The sequence below is a fragment of the Shewanella ulleungensis genome (assembly GCF_014648315.1).
Taxonomy (GTDB): domain Bacteria; phylum Pseudomonadota; class Gammaproteobacteria; order Enterobacterales; family Shewanellaceae; genus Shewanella; species Shewanella ulleungensis.
In genome coordinates this window covers 390,304-407,875 of the sequence record NZ_BMQW01000004.1, presented here as the reverse complement: position 1 = coordinate 407,875, position 17,572 = coordinate 390,304, and the positions used below count along the sequence as shown (strand labels likewise).

General features: G+C 41.3%; 18 protein-coding genes and 1 tRNA gene. 5 read left to right on the top strand and 14 right to left on the bottom strand.

Going from position 1 to position 17,572, the window contains the following annotated elements:
- Nucleotides 1-948: 948 nt before the first annotated feature.
- Both IEY40_RS10785 and IEY40_RS10780 read left to right on the top strand, forming a co-directional pair.
- A tRNA-Trp gene (locus tag IEY40_RS10785) sits at nt 949-1,025 on the top strand.
- Nucleotides 1,026-1,596: 571 nt separating this feature from the next.
- The gene (locus IEY40_RS10780) at nt 1,597-1,836 is read left to right on the top strand and encodes a thioredoxin family protein (RefSeq protein ID WP_188955991.1); all 240 of its coding nucleotides are present in this window, start codon (nt 1,597-1,599) and stop codon (nt 1,834-1,836) included.
- A gap of 86 nt (nt 1,837-1,922) precedes the next feature.
- Here the strand turns inward: IEY40_RS10780 and IEY40_RS10775 are convergent, their stop codons facing one another.
- Entirely contained in the window at nt 1,923-3,206 is a 1,284-nt protein-coding gene (locus tag IEY40_RS10775) for an arsenic transporter (RefSeq protein ID WP_188955989.1), read from the bottom strand.
- A 727-nt stretch (nt 3,207-3,933) separates the two neighbouring features.
- On the opposite strand from IEY40_RS10775, the gene IEY40_RS10770 reads away from it, so the two are divergent.
- The 3 genes from IEY40_RS10770 to rimI all read left to right on the top strand — a co-directional run bounded on the left by IEY40_RS10770 (nt 3,934) and on the right by rimI (nt 5,839).
- Complete coding sequence (locus IEY40_RS10770) at nt 3,934-4,929, top strand: permease (protein WP_188955987.1); 996 nt, start codon at nt 3,934-3,936, stop codon at nt 4,927-4,929.
- 96 nt (nt 4,930-5,025) lie between these two features.
- Nucleotides 5,026-5,397: a hypothetical protein gene (locus IEY40_RS10765; RefSeq protein WP_188955985.1), complete on the top strand. Its 372-nt coding sequence runs from the start codon at nt 5,026-5,028 to the stop codon at nt 5,395-5,397.
- Nucleotides 5,384-5,839, top strand: coding sequence for a ribosomal protein S18-alanine N-acetyltransferase (rimI, locus tag IEY40_RS10760; RefSeq protein ID WP_188955983.1), 456 nt, complete (start codon nt 5,384-5,386; stop codon nt 5,837-5,839). The genes IEY40_RS10765 and rimI overlap by 14 nt, the downstream gene beginning before the upstream one ends.
- A gap of 72 nt (nt 5,840-5,911) precedes the next feature.
- Here rimI and lipA read toward each other — a convergent pair whose 3' ends face one another.
- From lipA to IEY40_RS10695, 13 genes are all read right to left on the bottom strand, one after another.
- Entirely contained in the window at nt 5,912-6,877 is a 966-nt protein-coding gene (gene lipA, locus IEY40_RS10755; RefSeq protein WP_188955981.1) for a lipoyl synthase, read from the bottom strand.
- Entirely contained in the window at nt 6,877-7,527 is a 651-nt protein-coding gene (gene lipB, locus IEY40_RS10750; RefSeq protein WP_188955979.1) for a lipoyl(octanoyl) transferase LipB, read from the bottom strand. The genes lipA and lipB overlap by 1 nt, the downstream gene beginning before the upstream one ends.
- 84 nt (nt 7,528-7,611) lie before the next feature.
- A complete protein-coding gene (ybeD, locus tag IEY40_RS10745) occupies nt 7,612-7,878 on the bottom strand; it encodes a DUF493 family protein YbeD (protein ID WP_160054041.1) in 267 nt (88 codons plus the stop codon).
- 137 nt (nt 7,879-8,015) lie between these two features.
- Nucleotides 8,016-9,227 carry a serine hydrolase gene (locus tag IEY40_RS10740; RefSeq protein WP_188955977.1) on the bottom strand — a complete coding sequence of 404 codons (1,212 nt, stop codon included), beginning with the start codon at nt 9,225-9,227 and terminating at the stop codon, nt 8,016-8,018.
- A 129-nt stretch (nt 9,228-9,356) separates the two neighbouring features.
- Nucleotides 9,357-10,175 (bottom strand): septal ring lytic transglycosylase RlpA family protein, encoded by an 819-nt coding sequence (locus tag IEY40_RS10735; protein WP_188955975.1) that lies wholly within the window; start codon nt 10,173-10,175, stop codon nt 9,357-9,359.
- Between the two features lie 10 nt (nt 10,176-10,185).
- A complete protein-coding gene (mltB, locus tag IEY40_RS10730) occupies nt 10,186-11,181 on the bottom strand; it encodes a lytic murein transglycosylase B (RefSeq protein WP_188955973.1) in 996 nt (331 codons plus the stop codon).
- A 14-nt stretch (nt 11,182-11,195) separates the two neighbouring features.
- Nucleotides 11,196-12,317 (bottom strand): rod shape-determining protein RodA, encoded by a 1,122-nt coding sequence (rodA, locus tag IEY40_RS10725; protein WP_428848150.1) that lies wholly within the window; start codon nt 12,315-12,317, stop codon nt 11,196-11,198.
- A complete protein-coding gene (mrdA, locus tag IEY40_RS10720) occupies nt 12,299-14,155 on the bottom strand; it encodes a penicillin-binding protein 2 (protein ID WP_188955971.1) in 1,857 nt (618 codons plus the stop codon). Before mrdA ends, rodA begins: the two co-directional genes overlap by 19 nt.
- Before the next feature lie 128 nt (nt 14,156-14,283).
- Nucleotides 14,284-14,754: a 23S rRNA (pseudouridine(1915)-N(3))-methyltransferase RlmH gene (rlmH, locus tag IEY40_RS10715; RefSeq protein ID WP_188955969.1), complete on the bottom strand. Its 471-nt coding sequence runs from the start codon at nt 14,752-14,754 to the stop codon at nt 14,284-14,286.
- Nucleotides 14,754-15,083, bottom strand: a complete 330-nt coding sequence (gene rsfS, locus IEY40_RS10710; protein ID WP_188955967.1) for a ribosome silencing factor — start codon at nt 15,081-15,083, stop codon at nt 14,754-14,756. The genes rlmH and rsfS overlap by 1 nt, the downstream gene beginning before the upstream one ends.
- Nucleotides 15,084-15,184: 101 nt before the next feature.
- On the bottom strand, nt 15,185-15,820 hold the full coding sequence (gene nadD / locus IEY40_RS10705; protein WP_188955965.1) for a nicotinate-nucleotide adenylyltransferase: 636 nt from the start codon (nt 15,818-15,820) through the stop codon (nt 15,185-15,187).
- 26 nt (nt 15,821-15,846) lie between these two features.
- On the bottom strand, nt 15,847-16,881 hold the full coding sequence (gene holA, locus IEY40_RS10700; RefSeq protein ID WP_188955963.1) for a DNA polymerase III subunit delta: 1,035 nt from the start codon (nt 16,879-16,881) through the stop codon (nt 15,847-15,849).
- Nucleotides 16,881-17,375, bottom strand: coding sequence for an LPS-assembly lipoprotein LptE (locus IEY40_RS10695; RefSeq protein ID WP_188955961.1), 495 nt, complete (start codon nt 17,373-17,375; stop codon nt 16,881-16,883). Before IEY40_RS10695 ends, holA begins: the two co-directional genes overlap by 1 nt.
- Nucleotides 17,376-17,572 lie beyond the last annotated feature (197 nt).

Below are 17,572 nucleotides of genomic sequence, written 5' to 3'. Positions count from 1 at the left end.
TCATTTCCAGACGCCTAATTTCTCTGAAAAGAGAGTGATAAGCCCGTTGCTAACGCAACGGGCTTTTTTACGTCTGAAATTTGAGTGTTGAATGGATGGGACATAGAGAGTACGTGCGTAGCATGCTGCCATACCATGTGATAGGCCAAAATTGTTCCCAACAATTTAAGGCACTTCCCACATCCTTGTGGGTCGTAGGGTGAGTTTTTTGTGTTTATAAAGCGACGCTTTATGCAAATTAACGAACGCGAAGAGCTTGCTCGTAGCTGGCCATGACAGGCGCCTAATTTCTCTAAAAAGAGAGTGAAAAGCCCGTTGCTAACGCAACGGGCTTTTTTACATCTGAAATTTACTACTAAACAACAGGGATGTCAGTGTAGTCGGCATGCCAGAGTGGGTCATTTCCAGGCGCCTAATTTCTCTGAAAAAAGAGTGATAAGCCTGTTGCTAACGCAACGGGCTTTTTTACATCTGAATTTTACGACTAAACACGGATGTTAGTGTGGTCGATATGCCCATACGAGAGTAGGTTAATTCCAGACGCCTAATACTCGTATAAGCCTTAGCAGAAAGTGCTAGGGCTTATGTGTATATACATTTACGAACATTGTTCCAGACAATTTAACGAAATTCCTATACCCGTACAGGTCGCGCGAAAAAGCTAAACTCGATAACTTGCTTAATCTCACCCGATTAATTCAGAGTAAATTTTTTGTCATATGAATGAAAGCTTTAATGGGGCAGCTTGATCGTGAGTTTAGGTGGGTAAAATGATCTGTGCAGATGATAAATTGGATATTCCTAAAAAGCATCTGTGTTAATTTCGTCTTTCATTTTTCCTCACTTTAAATAAGCATATTGAACTGCCTGAAAAAACTGCAGTTGAACTGATATATTAAAAAAGTACTTTACCTTTGGGAGCAGTTTTAGCATAATGCCCACGTCAACAGGGGTGTAGTTCCAATTGGTAGAACAGCGGTCTCCAAAACCGATGGTTGCGAGTTCGAGTCTTGCCACCCCTGCCAAATTTAGAAAGCCTAGCAGAAATGCTAGGCTTTTGTCTTTTCTAGCATTTACTTCAATATTCCTTTCAGTAAACTTCTAAATTCAAGTGATGTAATAATTCAAATTCCTTCGTTCTCAGCCATTTGTTGACCAAGGTTGCGTTAGACATTTTAACGTAGAGCAAGCTGATGAGAGCGATACAATGCTTGATATGCTAAACCAATACTTTTAACAGTTTAGTTAATATTGATGTTATCCACATGGGATATAAAAATGGCCATATATGTCGATTGAGTTGTCTTTCATAAACATGTTTTGTTTACATGTCGATTGTATCAACATAAGCACACTGCTGATTTCTTATCTGTCTAATTAAGTTTTGATTATAGTACTCTAACTGGGTCGCGTTTAATTCTAGCTTATCGTTCTGTAACTTATCTTTAACCATAGACCCTTATTGTTTTCTAGAATTGAGTCTCAGTTGAATAACTAAATGTAGCCGTGGATCACATTAATAGACTGATTTTTATCTTACTTTTGTGAAGTGATAAAATCGGTCATTAAATTTTGCTCAATTATAGGAGCGGTAAGATGGAAATCAAAATACTTGGTACTGGTTGCACTAAGTGCCAAAAACTCACTGACGCAACAATAGAAGCAGCAAAAACGTTAAATATTGATTTTAACGTGTCAAAAGTAACTGATATCGAGAAAATAATGGATTATGACGTGATGTCTACACCTGCACTAGTTGTCGATGATAAGGTTCTGTTAAGTGGCCGACTTGCTACCATTGATGAAATCACTACTTTATTACAAGCGCATGTTTAGTCGTAATCATCTAAATATCATTTATCTAAGTCGTTAAACATATTGCAATAAGGCACTACATATTAGTTTTAGTGCCTTATTAACAGTTAGAGCGATAAACGAAGTGCAAGTGCGGCGAGCGTGACAAATAACACTGGTAAGGTCATGACTATTCCGACTTTGAAATAGTAACCCCAGGTAATTTTAATGTCTTTTTGAGCCAAAACATGCAGCCATAACAATGTAGCTAAGCTTCCGATAGGGGTGATTTTAGGGCCTAAATCGCTGCCAATAATGTTGGCGTAAATCATCGCTTCTTTAATCACTCCTGTTGCATTACTGGCGTCGATCGATAACGCGCCGACTAATACTGTAGGCATGTTATTCATGATTGACGATAAAAACGCGACTAAAAAGCCTGTTCCCATAGTCGCAGTCCAGAGACCCTGTTCTGCTAAGGTATTTAATATATTTGATAAGTAATCAGTTAAACCTGCATTACGTAAACCATATACGACTAAATACATTCCAAGCGAAAAGACCACAATTTGCCACGGTGCCCCTCGTAATACTTTGATAGTATCAATCGTCTTGTTTATTCTTGCAACGATAAATAAAATTAAGGCACCTACAGCAGCAACCAAGCTGACTGGAACACCTAATGGTTCTAAACCAAAAAAGCCAAATAGCAATAACGCTAATACACCCCAGCCTGTTTTAAAAGTCTTAGTATCTTTAATTGCATTTTGGGGCTCGGCTAATTTTTGTAAGTCGTAGGTCACAGGAATGTCTTTGCGGAAAAATACATGCAACATTGCTAGCGTGGCAATAATAGCTGCTATATCAACGGGAACCATAATAGAGGCATATTGATTAAATCCAATATCAAAAAAGTCTGCTGATACAATATTAACAAGGTTTGAGACGATTAAGGGAAGACTTGCGGTATCTGCAATAAAGCCTGCTGCCATGACAAAGGCGAGTGTCGCCCCTTTACTAAAGCCTAATGCTAATAACATTGCGATGACGATAGGGGTTAATATGAGCGCGGCCCCATCATTGGCAAACAACGCGGCTACGCTGGCGCCTAATAACACAATATAGCTAAATAATAAGCGTCCACGACCGTTGCCCCATCGTGCTACATGCAATGCGGCCCATTCAAAAAAGCCTGACTCATCTAACAATAAACTGATGATGATTACTGCAATAAATGTGGCAGTCGCATTCCAAACAATATTCCATACAACGGGAATATCTCCTAAGTGAACAACTCCTAGAAGTAAGGCAAGTATCGCGCCTAAAGACGCACTCCAGCCAATACCTAAGCCTTTAGGCTGCCAAATTACTAACACTATGGTAAGAACAAATATTGCTCCGGCCAACCACATATAAACTCCTAAAAGGTAGTTTTTCACTACCGAAACTCATGCAAATAATGTTTATACCGTTTCTGCTGTTTTGTGATTATTTCAGCAAATGAGTAATGTATTTTATTATTGATGTTGTGTATATATGAAAATCCATATGCACTATACGCTTGAAATTAATAGAGTCAAATTTGCTGAAGTGCTTTATTGCCCAGGTAACACTTTTTATCTTGCGCTATGAGTAAGTGGCATTTACATATTATTATGTTTAAGACTTTCATGATGACTTAATTTAATTTGTTTCACGTTTAGCTGACAAGATTTGCTTGCAACGCTTAATGTTTAACTTACAAGAAGATGTTCGGTGTTAATTGACAGAAACATAGTAAGAAATTCAATTTAAAACTCGTGTCCTTTATCTCAATTAGGTTGATGTGGTTTATTGATAGATTTTGTTAAGGGACTATAGGTTTTCTATAGTATTAATTTAGGCAGCCATAGTGTTGTCGGAGGGCGATATCACACGAACTGACAAGTAATGCCATCTCTTTCTAAACGTAAAAAAAAAGTAAACACGGGTGAAGGCTGCCCGAGTGAGTAGAGTTATTTAGTAAACTAAATAGTTAATATCAAAAACATGATCTATAACATATGAAATTTCATATATAAGGTTGATAATAATTTTACCTAATCAGTTCAATGCATAAGTATTTATGACAACATGTTTATCTTTTAAGGTGGTCTCATTATGTTGCAAATTTTTTCAGATTTGGCAACGTGGTTAACGTTTACAATCTTTAGCTTAGATCCAAATACCAAGCTTGCTGATGCGGTACATTTCTTTATTGAAGATACCACTAAGATTTTTGCACTGCTTGTGCTGATGATTTACGTCATCGCTCTGGTGAGAGCCTCACTGAATGTTGAACGAGTAAGAGACTTTTTAGCCGGTAAAAATCGCTTTGTTGGTTATTTTATGGGGTCGGTTTTTGGTGCAGTCACTCCATTTTGCTCATGTTCGAGCATTCCGGTCTTTCTCGGTTTTACCTCTGCGGGGATCCCTGTGGGGATCACCATGGCATTTCTTATTACCTCGCCATTAATTAACGAAGTGGCTATTTTGCTACTCGTCAGTCTTCTCGGTTGGAAGTTTACCGTTATTTATGTGGCAGTTGGTATGTCGGTTGGCATACTGGCAGGGGCATTTTTAGATGCGATTCATGCAGAACGTTGGCTGCAATCTTTTGCAGCTAAGGCGCTTGAAAAAGGCCAGGCACAAGCTAATCAGACTAGCAGCGACATAACGCAAACAACCATGACGTTTGCTCAGCGTCATCAATTTGCCAAAGATGAGACATTAGACATATTTGGCCGAGTGTGGAAGTGGGTTATTATTGGGGTAGGACTTGGCGCAGCCTTGCACGGCTTTGTTCCTGACGGTTGGATTGAAACCCATTTAGGCAATGGGCAATGGTGGTCAGTGCCAGCCGCTGTATTGATTGGTATACCTTTGTACTCTAATGCGACAGGCGTTATACCTGTGATGGAAAGCTTGATTATGAATGGTTTACCTATTGGGACTACATTGGCATTTTGTATGGCCACGGTTGCTGCAAGTTTCCCTGAATTCATTTTACTGAAACAAGTAATGCAATGGCGTTTACTGATCATCGTGTTTAGTATTTTACTGATTTCATTTACCTTAATTGGATGGATATTTAATTTTATCAGTCCGATGCTGTAATCTTATTTCGGTTTGTTGTGGGTGATGTGTCTCTTTTTACCGAAGCGCTTAGCTGCTATGCTTGGCGGTGAATAAAATTCTAGTAATGAGAGCCTAATGGACCAATCAGCTTTTTTAGATGCGATGAACATTACTCGCTGGCGTAGTGCTGATAAGCCTAGTAAACCTTATCTTGTGTTGCATGATCTTGATGCCGATCTTTCTGATGAGACATTAATGGTTGATGTATTGCGGTTATTGGGCGTAGAGATTGAACAATGTGAGTTTGATTGCGAGATGGTCAAAGGCCCTCAAGTTGTATGGGACATGCGTAAAGTGAAAGTTAGGCCGAGAGTTGCGTGGATTGTCAGTGCGCCGTTAAGCGACTTACCTGTAAACCCGCAAGAAAAACGCCAACTTTGGCTGCAAATTAGCCAGCACCTTGATAAGCAACAAATAGATAAGGATGAGCCTAATGCACAACACTGAAGCTTATTCTATTTCTGTGCTAAGCCTTGATGATGTTGCAGCAATGGCAAACATTGAAAACCAAGCACATAGTCATCCTTGGACTGAAGCTGGCCTAGCAGACTGTTTTAGCCCCTTATATCGTGCTATTGGGGTGATGCAGCAAGGTGAACTGCTGGGGTTTGCGATTGTTCAGCAAATTATTGATGAAGCCACTTTGCTTGATATTTGTGTGGCGCCAGCTCATCAAGGGCAAGGTCTAGGTTTATTGCTCATTCGACATATTCTTAACACGGCTAAGCACGCTGATGCAGTGGTGATGATGTTGGAGGTGCGTGAGTCTAATTTGGCAGCGAAGGGCCTATATGAAAAAGTCGGCTTTAATGAGTCTGGCAGACGCAAAAATTATTATCAAACCATTGATGGCAATGAAGATGCTATTTTGATGGATAAAACCTTATAAGCTTAACGTGTCCTGCACTGGACAATAAAAAACAGCGCATTAGCGCTGTTTTTTATTGTACTCGGTAATAGGTTATTTAACCTCTTTACCTTGAGCTTGTAAATCTGCATGGTAGCTTGAACGCACCAAAGGTCCGCAAGCTGCATGAGTAAAACCAATTTCATCAGCAAGAGCCTTTAACTCATCAAACTCAGCGGGTGGCACATACCGCTCTACCGGTAAGTGGAATTTAGATGGCTGCAAGTATTGGCCGAGTGTAAGCATTTCTACGTTGTGTGCACGTAGATCATGTAATACTTGTGCGATTTCTTCGTTAGTTTCACCCAGACCCATCATCAAGCCCGACTTAGTCGGTACATTTGGATGGCGCTCTTTAAAGCGTTTGAGTAAATCCAACGACCACTGATAGTTAGCTCCTGGACGAGCTTTGCGATAATGCGCAGGTGCGGTTTCTAAGTTGTGATTAAACACATCTGGTGGCTCAGTAGCCAATATATCTAGCGCCGCGTCAATTCGACCACGGAAATCAGGCACTAGAATTTCGATTTTTATTTCTGGGTTCAATAAGCGGATTTCGCGGATACAATCAGCAAAATGTTGCGCGCCACCATCACGTAGATCATCACGGTCAACAGAAGTGATAACCACATACTTCAGTTTCATATCTCTGATGGTTTCAGCTAACTTTACTGGTTCTTGTGCATCTGGTTTTAATGGACGGCCATGAGCAACGTCACAAAATGGACAACGACGAGTACAAATAGCACCTAAAATCATAAAGGTGGCAGTGCCATGATTAAAACATTCTGCAAGGTTAGGGCACGATGCTTCTTCACATACAGAGTGTAAGCCATTTTTACGTAAGGCTGATTTAATATCCAGAATGCGCTGATTTGAAGCAGGTAACTTTACACGTAACCAATCAGGTTTACGTAACATGGTTTCGCGCTCAGATGGCACCACTTTGACAGGGATTCGCGCGACTTTTTCAGCATCACGCAATTTAACACCTGGTTGTAATCTTTCAGGCCTATTCATTATTCTGCTAATCCTTGATGATGTACAAGTTGTTGATAGCCCATAATTTGGCTAAAGGTTTGGATTAATTTATCACCGGCTTCTAGCACGGTTTGCGGTCCACCTAAGGCTTTACATTGCACCATTTCTAAACCGGCATAACCACACGGATTAATACGTTGAAACGGGGCTAAATCCATGTCGACATTGAGTGCTAAACCATGGAATGAACAACCTTTACGAATGCGCAGCCCTAAAGAAGCGACTTTTCTTTCGTTTATATACACGCCTGGTGCGTCGGCTTTAGCATAAGCCTCGATATCGTATTGGCCTAGCATATCAACAATACTCTGCTCGATATGGTTAACCAATTGGCGTACGCCTATTTTATTACGTTTGATATCTATAAGTGGATATACCACTAGCTGGCCTGGGCCGTGATAGGTGACTTGACCGCCACGGTCTACCTGAATAACGGGGATGTCGCCTGGGTTAAGGATATGCTCGCTTTTACCTGCTTGGCCTTGAGTAAATACTGGCGAGTGTTCAACAATCCATAATTCATCTTGGCTGTTTGAGTCTCGGGTATCAGTATATTCCTGCATAGCATGCCAAATAGACTCGTAGTCTTGCATACCTAAATGGCGAACGTGCAGTGTATTTGCTTGCAAGGGCAACGTCTCCCCTAAATAAATGGTGTGATTAATTCCTGAGTATTATACTCAAGTTTTACGCAAATGCTGACTCTATTTGAGTTACAGTACGCGTTTTACACCGTCAATGGCGGCAAGATCAATATACGCTTTTTCGATATGCTCTTTACTTGTGACAGTAATACGGATTGTGACCGAATAGTAACTGCCTTTGCTTGATGCTTTTACTGTTGGAACATAATCACCAGGAGCAAGTTGTTGTGCAACTGCTACAACGCGGTCAGCAAGCGTGTCATCGGCATCACCAATCACTTTGAATGGGCATGAATTCGGAAATTCCATTACTTGGTCAAAAGTTGTATCTAACATTGGCTACTCAATTGGGTTGGCTATGACTTAAATATGGTGGCGATTATACCCGATTCAAGTCTTATCGACCTGAAAAAATTAAAGTCGCATAAATGCGACTTTAATTAGTTGATTCAAAGACGGTTTACAAAACCGATTTATTCGAACCAGCTAGAAAACATTTGCTTAAAGTAGTCCATTAGCTTGCTAAACCAGCTGCCTTCTTCAACAGCGTTTAATGTGACTAAAGGATATTGAGCAATATCTTGACCGTCCAGTTGGAAATATACACGTCCTACAGTTTCGCCTTTAGCTAGCGGAGCGGTTAATTCTTTTGTTAATTCAAAGTTAGCTTGTAAATCTTTCGCTTTGCCACGGTTGATGGTTATTGGTGTATCAGTAATTACACCTAAATCAACGGTTTCTCTGTCGCCATACCAAATCTTTTGGGTAACAAAGGTATCACCTGCTTTGTAAGGCGTAATGGTTTCAAAAAAGCGGAAACCATAATTAAGCAGCTTTTTACTTTCTGCTTTACGTGCAGACTCACTTGCTGTGCCCATTACAACAGTAATTAAACGCATACCTTCGCTGGTACCAGATGATACTAAATTATAACCTGCGCCAGATGTATGGCCGGTTTTAATCCCGTCAACATTTAAGCTTTTATCCCACAATAAGCCGTTACGGTTGTACTGTTTAATACCGTTGTAAGTAAACGATTTTTCAGAATATACACGGTACTCTTCCGGTACATCACGAATAAGTGCTGCGCCTAATAATGCCATGTCGTATGCGGTGGTTTTATGATTGTCTGAATCTAAACCGTGTGAGTTTTCAAAATAACTGTCTTTCATGCCCAATTGCTTGGCCCATGAGTTCATTAGATCAACGAACGCACCTTCGGTACCCGCGATGTGTTCTGCCATTGCCACACACGCATCGTTGCCTGATTGAATAATAATGCCGCGGTTTAAGTCGTGTACTTTGACTGTTTTACCCACTTCAATAAACATCTTCGATGAGTCAGGGAAGTTTTTTGACCAGGCATTTTTGGTGATAATGACATCATCATCTAAGGATATATTACCTTCACGTACTTCATGGCCAATAACATAGCTGGTCATCATTTTTGTTAAGCTGGCTGGATTTAAGCTTTCGTAGGCGTTTTCTTCTGCGATAACACGGCCAGAATTATAATCCATTAGCACATAAGCTTTTGCTGCAACGCTTGGCGCATCAGGGGTTACCATCGGAGCGCGATTTGGTGTTGGGCGAGGATCCGGTTGCGGGGTAGCAGCAAGAGAAGAAAAAGACACGACAGATGCAAAAAGCATTGAAGTGAGTTGAGCGGTCTTAAAAGTCATCATGAATTAGGTACGTCTCTAGTTAGTCGAAGAAAAGACAAAAAATTAATTTTAATAATTGTTAATGATTATACATGAGTAGACAACCATTTCGCATTAAGGTTCTTTCATTCTAGGTGAATCATCACCTTGTTAAGGCACGATAAAGCTTTGTGGATAACCTTCAGCTTGCAGTTTATCGAGTAACTTATTAGTTAAATGGATTTGCTTAATTGGCCCAAGTTGTAATCTGTGAATGCCATTAGACGAACTCACCCGTGAGGACACTGAATATTTATTCTCAAGCTGCCTTGCAAGCATGTTCACTCGTAATTTGTCTTTTGAGGCGGCGACTTGAATAAAATGGTTGTCGTTATCTTTTAAGTCACTGATCACTCGTTGCTCAGGCGATGGCACATAAACGGTCTCGATAGCCACTCGTGCTGTGCCTTTTGCTAGCATCCCTAGGTGATAAGCTCCAGCGTATGATAGGTCGATAACGCGACCGTGGTGAAAAGGGCCTCTATCGTTTACTCGGACAATAATTTGCTTATTGTTGTCTAAATTAGTGACTTTAACATAGCTAGGTAACGGTAAGTTTTTGTGTGCCGCCGACATGGTGTACATATCATAGGTTTCACCATTTGAAGTTAAATGGCCGTGAAATTTTGAACCATACCAAGAGGCATGGCCTTGTTCTTTAAAGCCTTTGCCTGTGTCGAGTACCTTATAACTTTTACCTAATACAGTGTAATCACGATTACCTTGGCGGCTGTAAGGTTCATATTTAGGTTGGGCATTTTTAACCAGGCTCACATCTGGTGCATCATCAGGGTAGCGGTCGTCGGCCATTTGGTAACGACTTTTACTGCCAGTTTTTTTAGTTGGGCTGCTACTGTCATTAGATGAACAGCCAAAAAGAAAGGCGCTACAACACGCAGCTAACAAAATATAGCGAAAAGAACTTAGCATGTTGATTTACCTAGCGTTGATAGTGAGCATTAAGCTGTTGGCTAAACTGATAAACTGCCATGGCATAAAGTGGGCTTCTGTTATATCGAGTTATGACATAAAAGTTTTTAAGCCCTAGCCAATATTCAACATTTTCTGGTTGGTCTAACTTTACTAATAATGCTTGTTGCGATGCATCAATATCTTGGTTATTGGCTAAACTCAGGCTTGGGCTGAGAATGTCAGACACCTTGTAATGAAGTTTCTCTTTGGTCCAGACTTTGGCTTTTGGCGCTTGGTTTGAGGTGTGGTTAAGTAATAACGCCACAGGTTGACCTTTTTGCCAGCCATGTTGATGAAAATAATTTGCCACACTGCCAATGGCATCGGCCTTGCTGGTTAATAAATCTCTTCTGCCATCACCATCAAAATCTACAGCATAATGACGGTAACTTGAAGGGATAAACTGACCGTAACCCATTGCTCCAGCATAAGAGCCTTTTAAGGTGCTATTATCGAGTTTCTCTTCTTTGATTAATGCCATTAAATTAGCGTATTCGCTACGAAAGAATGTTGCGCGAGGCGGGTAATAAAAGCCTAATGTGTACAGCGCATCTTGTACACGGTGGTTGCCCATGTAGCCGCCATAAAAGGTTTCAATTCCAATAATGGCGACAATAATTTGTGGGTCTACGTTAAACTTTTCAGCAGCTTTGCTAATGATCGCGTCGTTTTCTTTCCAAAATGCTAAGCCTTTTGCTAAGCGCTTATCGGTAAGAAAAATGGGATAATACTGATGCCAGGGTTTGGCTTCCCATGGTTTTGTCATGGCGTCTATGATGCTTTGATCAAATGTAGACGTTGCCAAAAACTGTTCTACTTCAGCTTGATTAGCACCTTTACTGACCTGTTCTTTAACAAACGCAGTTTTCAGTGTTTCCGGATTACTGTTCGTCGCAGCATTAGCATGTAAAGAAATACTGCAAAGTAATGTTAGGCTGGCGATTTGTACTGTTATTTTTGCCATGTTTACTGTAGTTCCTATCTGTCGACAAATCGTCTATGTGTTTGAATGCTCATTAAAATACCAAACCCAGTCATTAACGTTAGCATGGATGTTCCGCCATAACTAATCAATGGGAGTGGAACGCCAACTACGGGTAGAATACCCGATACCATACCAATATTAACAAAAACGTATACAAAAAATGTCAAAGTAATGCTGCCCGCTAAAAGCCGTGCAAAGCTAGTTTGTGCTTGCGAGGCAATAATCAGGCCTCGACCAATAACAAATAAATACATTGAGAGTAAAAGTAAGCTACCAATCAGGCCAAACTCTTCACCAATAACCGCAAAAATAAAGTCGGTGTGACGTTCTGGCAAGAACTCTAATTGCGACTGTGTGCCATTGAGCCAACCTTTACCCCATAGACCACCTGAGCCAATACCAATTTTAGATTGGATTATATGATAACCCGCCCCGAGGGGATCTTGCTCTGGATTAAATAAGGTTAATACCCGAGTTCGTTGGTAGTCGTGCATTAAGAAAAACCACAGTACGGGCAAAAATAACAACACCGCAGTGACAGCACCACCGACAATGAGCCAACTCATACCGGACATAAACAGTACAAAAACACCCGATGCAGCGACTAAAATTGACGTCCCTAAGTCGGGTTGTTTAGCAATAAGTAAAGTTGGGATCAGTAATATCACCACGCCGCCAGCGAGATAGCGCTTTTTAGGCGGTAATGGAAATTTACTGATATACCAAGCCATGGTGATCGGGAAGGCAAGTTTGATGAGTTCTGAAGGTTGGAACTCCATAAACCCTAGATTTAACCAGCGTTGTGCACCTTTATTGATTGTGCCAAATAATTCAACGCCGACCAATAGCACTACCCCCGCCAAATATATCGGTAAGGCCCAACGGCGTAATATTTCAGGGTTAATTTGCGCAAAACAAAACATGACCCCAAGCGATAAGGTCATACGCACTAATTGGCGTTCCATCATTGCAGGGTCTTCGCCACTGGCTGAATAAATCACAAATAAGCCGAATAGCATGAGCACTAAAATGCCACTGAGAAGCGGCACATCTATGTGTATCTTTTGCCAAAATGACTGTTGATGTGGATGATTATTCAAGGTTTGATTGCCCATTCGTCACGTAAAATATACTCATCGAGTAATGCCCTTGCTAATGGGCCCGCGTTTGCGCCACCCCAGCCAGCATTTTCTAATACCACGGCTAATACTATGCGTGGGTTTTCGTAGGGTGCATAAGCAATAATTAATGCGTTATCGCGTAAGTGTTCTGCGATGGTATCTGCATTGTATTTTTGGTCTTTGGCAACACTGAACACCTGAGCTGTACCGGTTTTCATTGCCGCGGTATAAGTGGCATCAGTAAAGCGTGATTTGTCTGCAGTTTGACGCATTGCTTCATTGATAATGTCCCAATTACGCTCATTTTTTAGTTCAATTGGTGCTTGCTCATCAATTGGAGTGTCAATTTTTACTGTATTGTTTTTAAATGACTTTAATAAGTGTGGGGTAAAACGCTTACCTTTATTAGCCATAATAGCTGCGGCGTTAGCTAATTGCAGTGGTGTGGATGTCCAGTAGCCTTGACCAATACCGACCGAAATCGTGTCGCCATTATACCAAGGCTGATTGTAACGCATGCGCTTCCAGTCCCGTGATGGCATAACACCGTCAGATTCTTCAAATATATCAATGCCGGTACTTTTACCGAAGCCAAACGGTTCCATGAACGTAGCCATTTTATCAATGCCAACTTTATAAACTAAGTCGTAGAAGAAAATATCGCATGAATCTACAATGGCGTGATACACATCGACCCAACCATGGCCCCATTTTTTCCAGTCGCGCCATTTACGCTCAACACCGGGCATTTGCCAGTAACCTGGATCCCATACTCTTGTGCGTTCGTTAATAATTTTCTCTTCTAGCCCGAGCAAAGCTACATGCGGTTTAATGGTTGATGCGGGGGAATATTGTCCTTGGGTCGAGCGGTTTATCAATGGGCGTGACTTGTCATTTAATAAGTCAGCATAGGCTTTACCGCTAATGCCATGTACAAATGGATTAGGGTCGTACGATGGGCTAGATACCATGGCTAATACACCGCCATCACGAGGATCTATTGCCACAACAGACCCACGGCGTCCGGCTAATAGTTCCATGGCTTTTTGTTGTAACTTTAAGTCCAAGGTTAAGTAAATATCTTGCCCTGGAAGTGGTGGAGTAACTTTTAATGTGCGGATCACTCGGCCACGGTTATTAACCTCTTCTTCAAGATGACCAGGGATCCCATGGAGTAAACCTTCATAGTATTTTTCAATGCCTTGTTTACCAATATCTTTGGTAGCAGCGTAGTTTTTCCATTGTTGGCTTTTTTCAAGCTGCGCTTTATCGCGGGTGTTAATTTTGCCGACGTATCCAAGCACATGAGTCATAAGCTCGTTATAAGGATAATGACGTTTTAAACCAGCCTCGACATAAAGTCCTGGAAATTTATATTGGTTAACACTGAATGTGGCAACTTGTTCTTCAGTTAATTTATTTTTTATGGTCAACGGCTTAAAACGGCGATGAAACTTTAGCGATTCGGTGATGTTTTCACGTTCATCTGGAGTTAACTCAATCAGTTTGTGCAATTCATTAAGCGTTGCATCAACGTCGGAGACTTTTTCTGGGATTAGCTCAAGAGAGTAATAAGGTTGATTTTCGGCGAGTAATACACCGTGACGATCATAAATTAAACCACGGCTGGGAGCCGTTGGCACAACACGGATTCGGTTGTCATTTGAACGTGTTTCATAGTCTTTATAAGACACTACCTGCAAATGATAAAGATTGGAAAACAACACGCAAAGCAGAGCAAAAACACAAATAAACGTAAAGAATGCTCGGCGTTTAAATAGCGCTGCTTCTGCGGCGTGATCATGCATGGTAATGCGCTTTTTTGGCGGCACTTATGCTATCCCCGTCGTTATCAAATGGAAGGTTGAATAAAAAAAGATCACTGTATCAGCTGATGTGTATGAAAAAAAGCATTGCATGATAATCATTATCGATAAGCTTAATTATCTATGCCACAGACTTATTCTCTGTGATAAGGATGGTTGTTGTTAATACTCCAAGCCCGGTAGAGACTTTCTGCCACTATAATCCGCACCAAAGGATGAGGTAGGGTGAGAGCAGATAAACACCAGCTTTGGTTGGCCGCCTCTTTACAAGCAGGTGAGAGTCCTTCTGGGCCACCAATCAGCAAGCTGACATCTCTACCATCTAATTGCCATTTTGTCATTTGCTCTGCAAGTTCTGGTGTAACCCAGTTTTTGCCGGGTAAATCTAAGCTGACAATATGGTTACCTTTGGCTACTGCCGCTAGCATTAGTTCGCCTTCTTTATGTAGAATTCGGGCGATATCTGCATTTTTTCCGCGTTTCCCCGCAGGAATTTCGATAAGTTCCAAAGCCATGTCTCTTGGAAAACGGCGTTGATATTCTTCGAAACCTCGGGTCACCCAGTCAGGCATTTTGGTGCCAACGGCAATAAGCTGTAACTTCATTAGGCGCTGTGTTCAGACCACAGTTTTTCAAGCTCGTAGTAAGCACGAGTTTGTTCTTGCATAACATGCAAAATAACTGAACCTAAATCAACCAGTACCCATTCGCTGCTGTCACGACCTTCAACACCAAGAGGCTGCTCACCAGCGTCTTTAGCTGACACAACAACATGTTCTGCAATTGAACGAACGTGAGTTTTTGATGTACCAGTACAGATAATCATTGTGTCTGTGATGGTTGACTGTTTAGACACGTCTAAAACAGTAATATTTTTTGCTTTTAAATCATCGATTTTATCGATAACGAAATCTTTTAGCTCGGTGCCTTGCACGCGATGTACCTCATTAGTAAAAATTAACGGAGTATTATACTCAAATTCACTGTGAATGCGCAATTAAGCTTATTTAATCCGCGGCAAATTAATCTTTTGAGTTATCGATAAAGCTGGTGCTGTTCAATATAGTTGCGAGTTGATGGATGCAATACGGATTGAGTGTCGGCGTGTTGCTGTAATCGTTGGCGGATCTCGGTTGATGAAATATCAATGAGCTGACTGTTTACACTGAATATTTTTCCGTGTTTAGCTTTGCTCGATCGACTTACATCGTTGATTGTCGCTTGCCGAAATAGCAGTTCTTTAGCCATTTCGCTATGGGTATCCATAGTCCATCCAGGGCGCTGACATAATGCGATGTGACACAATGAAAATAGCGATTGCCATTGATACCACAGCGGCAACTGGATAAATGAGTCCATTCCCATGATAAAAAAGAACTCATATTCTGGATACTGTTGGGTCAGTAATGTCAGGGTGGTGACACTATAGGAGGTGCTGTCTCGATTGATTTCGATATCGCACAATTTAAACTCTGGGTAGTGCTGGCACACAAGCTTGACCATTTCAAGGCGATGAAAGCTGCTGACCATAGTATTATTTTTATGCGGTGGAATATGGTTTGGCATTAACCATACTTGGTCTAAATTGAGTTGTTGTTTGACGTCTAAGGCTGGATTGATATGTCCTAGGTGAATGGGGTCGAAGGTGCCGCCCAATATACCAATTCGCATGTGTAGTCCTTTCTTGTAGGGTAAATCTAGTCAGTTAACTCGATGTGAGCCAATCGATTATGGGCGCGCGGGTCAAACAAAATACAAAAATGGCTAATACCAATCCAGTCTTCGATGCCTTTTTGTTTCAGGTTTAACTCAAGTTTTGAGGCAAAAGCTAGCATATGCTCGATATGTTCAAGGTCTAAACGTGTCAGTGCTGCTTGATATAGCGGTTTACGCTTGTCCCAAATTCGATATTTGCCCCACAATTGATTCAGTTGTTCACCATTATGTTGGGCAAGCTTAAGGGTGAGCAGCAAATTTATCTCTTTAAATAATGCCCACATTAAAATCGGCATAGCAGTGCCTTCAGCTTGTAACTGCACCAGCATGTGTTGCGCCTGTTTTTGATGATTTGCCAGTATGGCATCACACAGTTGAAACACGCTAAAACGTGATTGGTCTTCAAAGTATTCGCTGAGTTGTTCAGGAGTAATATTTTGCTTCGGGCTAAGTAGTTGAAGTAATTGCATTGCTTGTTCAGCTGCGAGTAAATTACCCTCAAATAAAGTAAACAACATGGCTTTAGCGTCGTGATGGACCGTGAGCTCATAATGGGTAATTCGCGAGTCTAACCAACGCTCAAACTGTTTACCCTCCGGTGTGGTGCAGGGTAAATAGAGTCCTTTGGCGTCGAGCGACTTAAACCATTTACTATTGGTTTGTTCTGCACTGGCTTTTGGACCTTGCACAATCAATAGCATATCTGGATTAGGATGTTGTAATAGTGTTTGAAATGCCGCGGCACCGTCGGTGCCTGGCTTACCTTGAGGTAACGTTAATTCTATTATTCGCCTGCTAGCAAATAAACTCATTGCTTGCCATTCTTGGGTTAAGTCACCCCAATTGAATCCCGTTTCTTGGCTTAGCTGTACACGCTCTTCAAAGCCTTGCTTTTTAGCGGCAGCTAAAATTTGCTGCTTACTGTTTTCAATCAACCAAGGGTCATCACCAAACAATAAAAAACAATCAGGTAAGTTTTTTAAGTGTTGTTTTAGTTGATCGGGGTACACGCGCATTATTGCGCTCCAATTGATGCCAAGGTTTGAATAATATAGTCTGCTGCTTGTACTCGCATTTCTTTTAACAACAACTCCATTTCGCGACTTTTTGCCAATGCGGTGCGTGGATCGTCTTGATAATCACGGCGAATTTCGGTGTCAAACTCTTGTGGCTCTTTTCCCGGTAGCGTGACCGAGTAATGGACTAGATAAATGAGTTCGTATTCTGCTACGTTACCGGTTGGATAAAGTGACAAGGTGGCACGTTCTAATGTGTCAGTGATTAATCGCAAGGTGGGTGTTTTTTCTGAGGCATCAACGAGGCTAATACGGTTGATACGTAATCTGTCGCGTACCAAACGGGTTAATTCACTGTATTCATCGCTGCTACTTAAATGTAACTCGGCTAATTCTGCTGGAATAGAGTAACTCCGTTGCAGTTTAAAACCGCAGCCGGTACTCGTCAGTAGTACCATTGTCATTATGGCTAAACAGATATTTTTTGCTAGCATAGTGAGGGCGGTATCCTTGTTATGAACATGATTAGCATGAGTAACTTACCGCAGTTCTGCACGATAAGTTACTGTTCTGCTATGAGATTATGTTTGCGAGAGTAATAAGCTCTCACAAGGTGTTAAGCTCGTTGTTAACGAATTTATCGTTAGCAACCGAGATCAGACACTCAGATTAATGAGTGCCTGGTTAACGA

Bases quoted from the DNA above. Each gene is read 5' to 3' on its own strand.
- IEY40_RS10775 (WP_188955989.1), bottom strand. From the start codon at position 3,206: ATGTGGTTGGCCGGAGCAATATTTGTTCTTACCATAGTGTTAGTAATT.
- lipA (WP_188955981.1), bottom strand. From the start codon at position 6,877: ATGAATAGGCCTGAAAGATTACAACCAGGTGTTAAATTGCGTGATGCT.
- rlmH (WP_188955969.1), bottom strand. From the start codon at position 14,754: ATGAAGTTACAGCTTATTGCCGTTGGCACCAAAATGCCTGACTGGGTG.
- IEY40_RS10770 (WP_188955987.1), top strand. From the start codon at position 3,934: ATGTTGCAAATTTTTTCAGATTTGGCAACGTGGTTAACGTTTACAATC.
- nadD (WP_188955965.1), bottom strand. From the start codon at position 15,820: ATGCGAATTGGTATATTGGGCGGCACCTTCGACCCCATTCACCTAGGA.
- rodA (WP_428848150.1), bottom strand. From the start codon at position 12,317: ATGGGCAATCAAACCTTGAATAATCATCCACATCAACAGTCATTTTGG.
- mltB (WP_188955973.1), bottom strand. From the start codon at position 11,181: ATGGCAAAAATAACAGTACAAATCGCCAGCCTAACATTACTTTGCAGT.
- IEY40_RS10765 (WP_188955985.1), top strand. From the start codon at position 5,026: ATGGACCAATCAGCTTTTTTAGATGCGATGAACATTACTCGCTGGCGT.
- IEY40_RS10735 (WP_188955975.1), bottom strand. From the start codon at position 10,175: ATGCTAAGTTCTTTTCGCTATATTTTGTTAGCTGCGTGTTGTAGCGCC.
- holA (WP_188955963.1), bottom strand. From the start codon at position 16,881: ATGCGCGTGTACCCCGATCAACTAAAACAACACTTAAAAAACTTACCT.
- IEY40_RS10780 (WP_188955991.1), top strand. From the start codon at position 1,597: ATGGAAATCAAAATACTTGGTACTGGTTGCACTAAGTGCCAAAAACTC.
- IEY40_RS10740 (WP_188955977.1), bottom strand. From the start codon at position 9,227: ATGATGACTTTTAAGACCGCTCAACTCACTTCAATGCTTTTTGCATCT.
- rimI (WP_188955983.1), top strand. From the start codon at position 5,384: ATGCACAACACTGAAGCTTATTCTATTTCTGTGCTAAGCCTTGATGAT.
- ybeD (WP_160054041.1), bottom strand. From the start codon at position 7,878: ATGTTAGATACAACTTTTGACCAAGTAATGGAATTTCCGAATTCATGC.
- IEY40_RS10695 (WP_188955961.1), bottom strand. From the start codon at position 17,375: ATGCTAGCAAAAAATATCTGTTTAGCCATAATGACAATGGTACTACTG.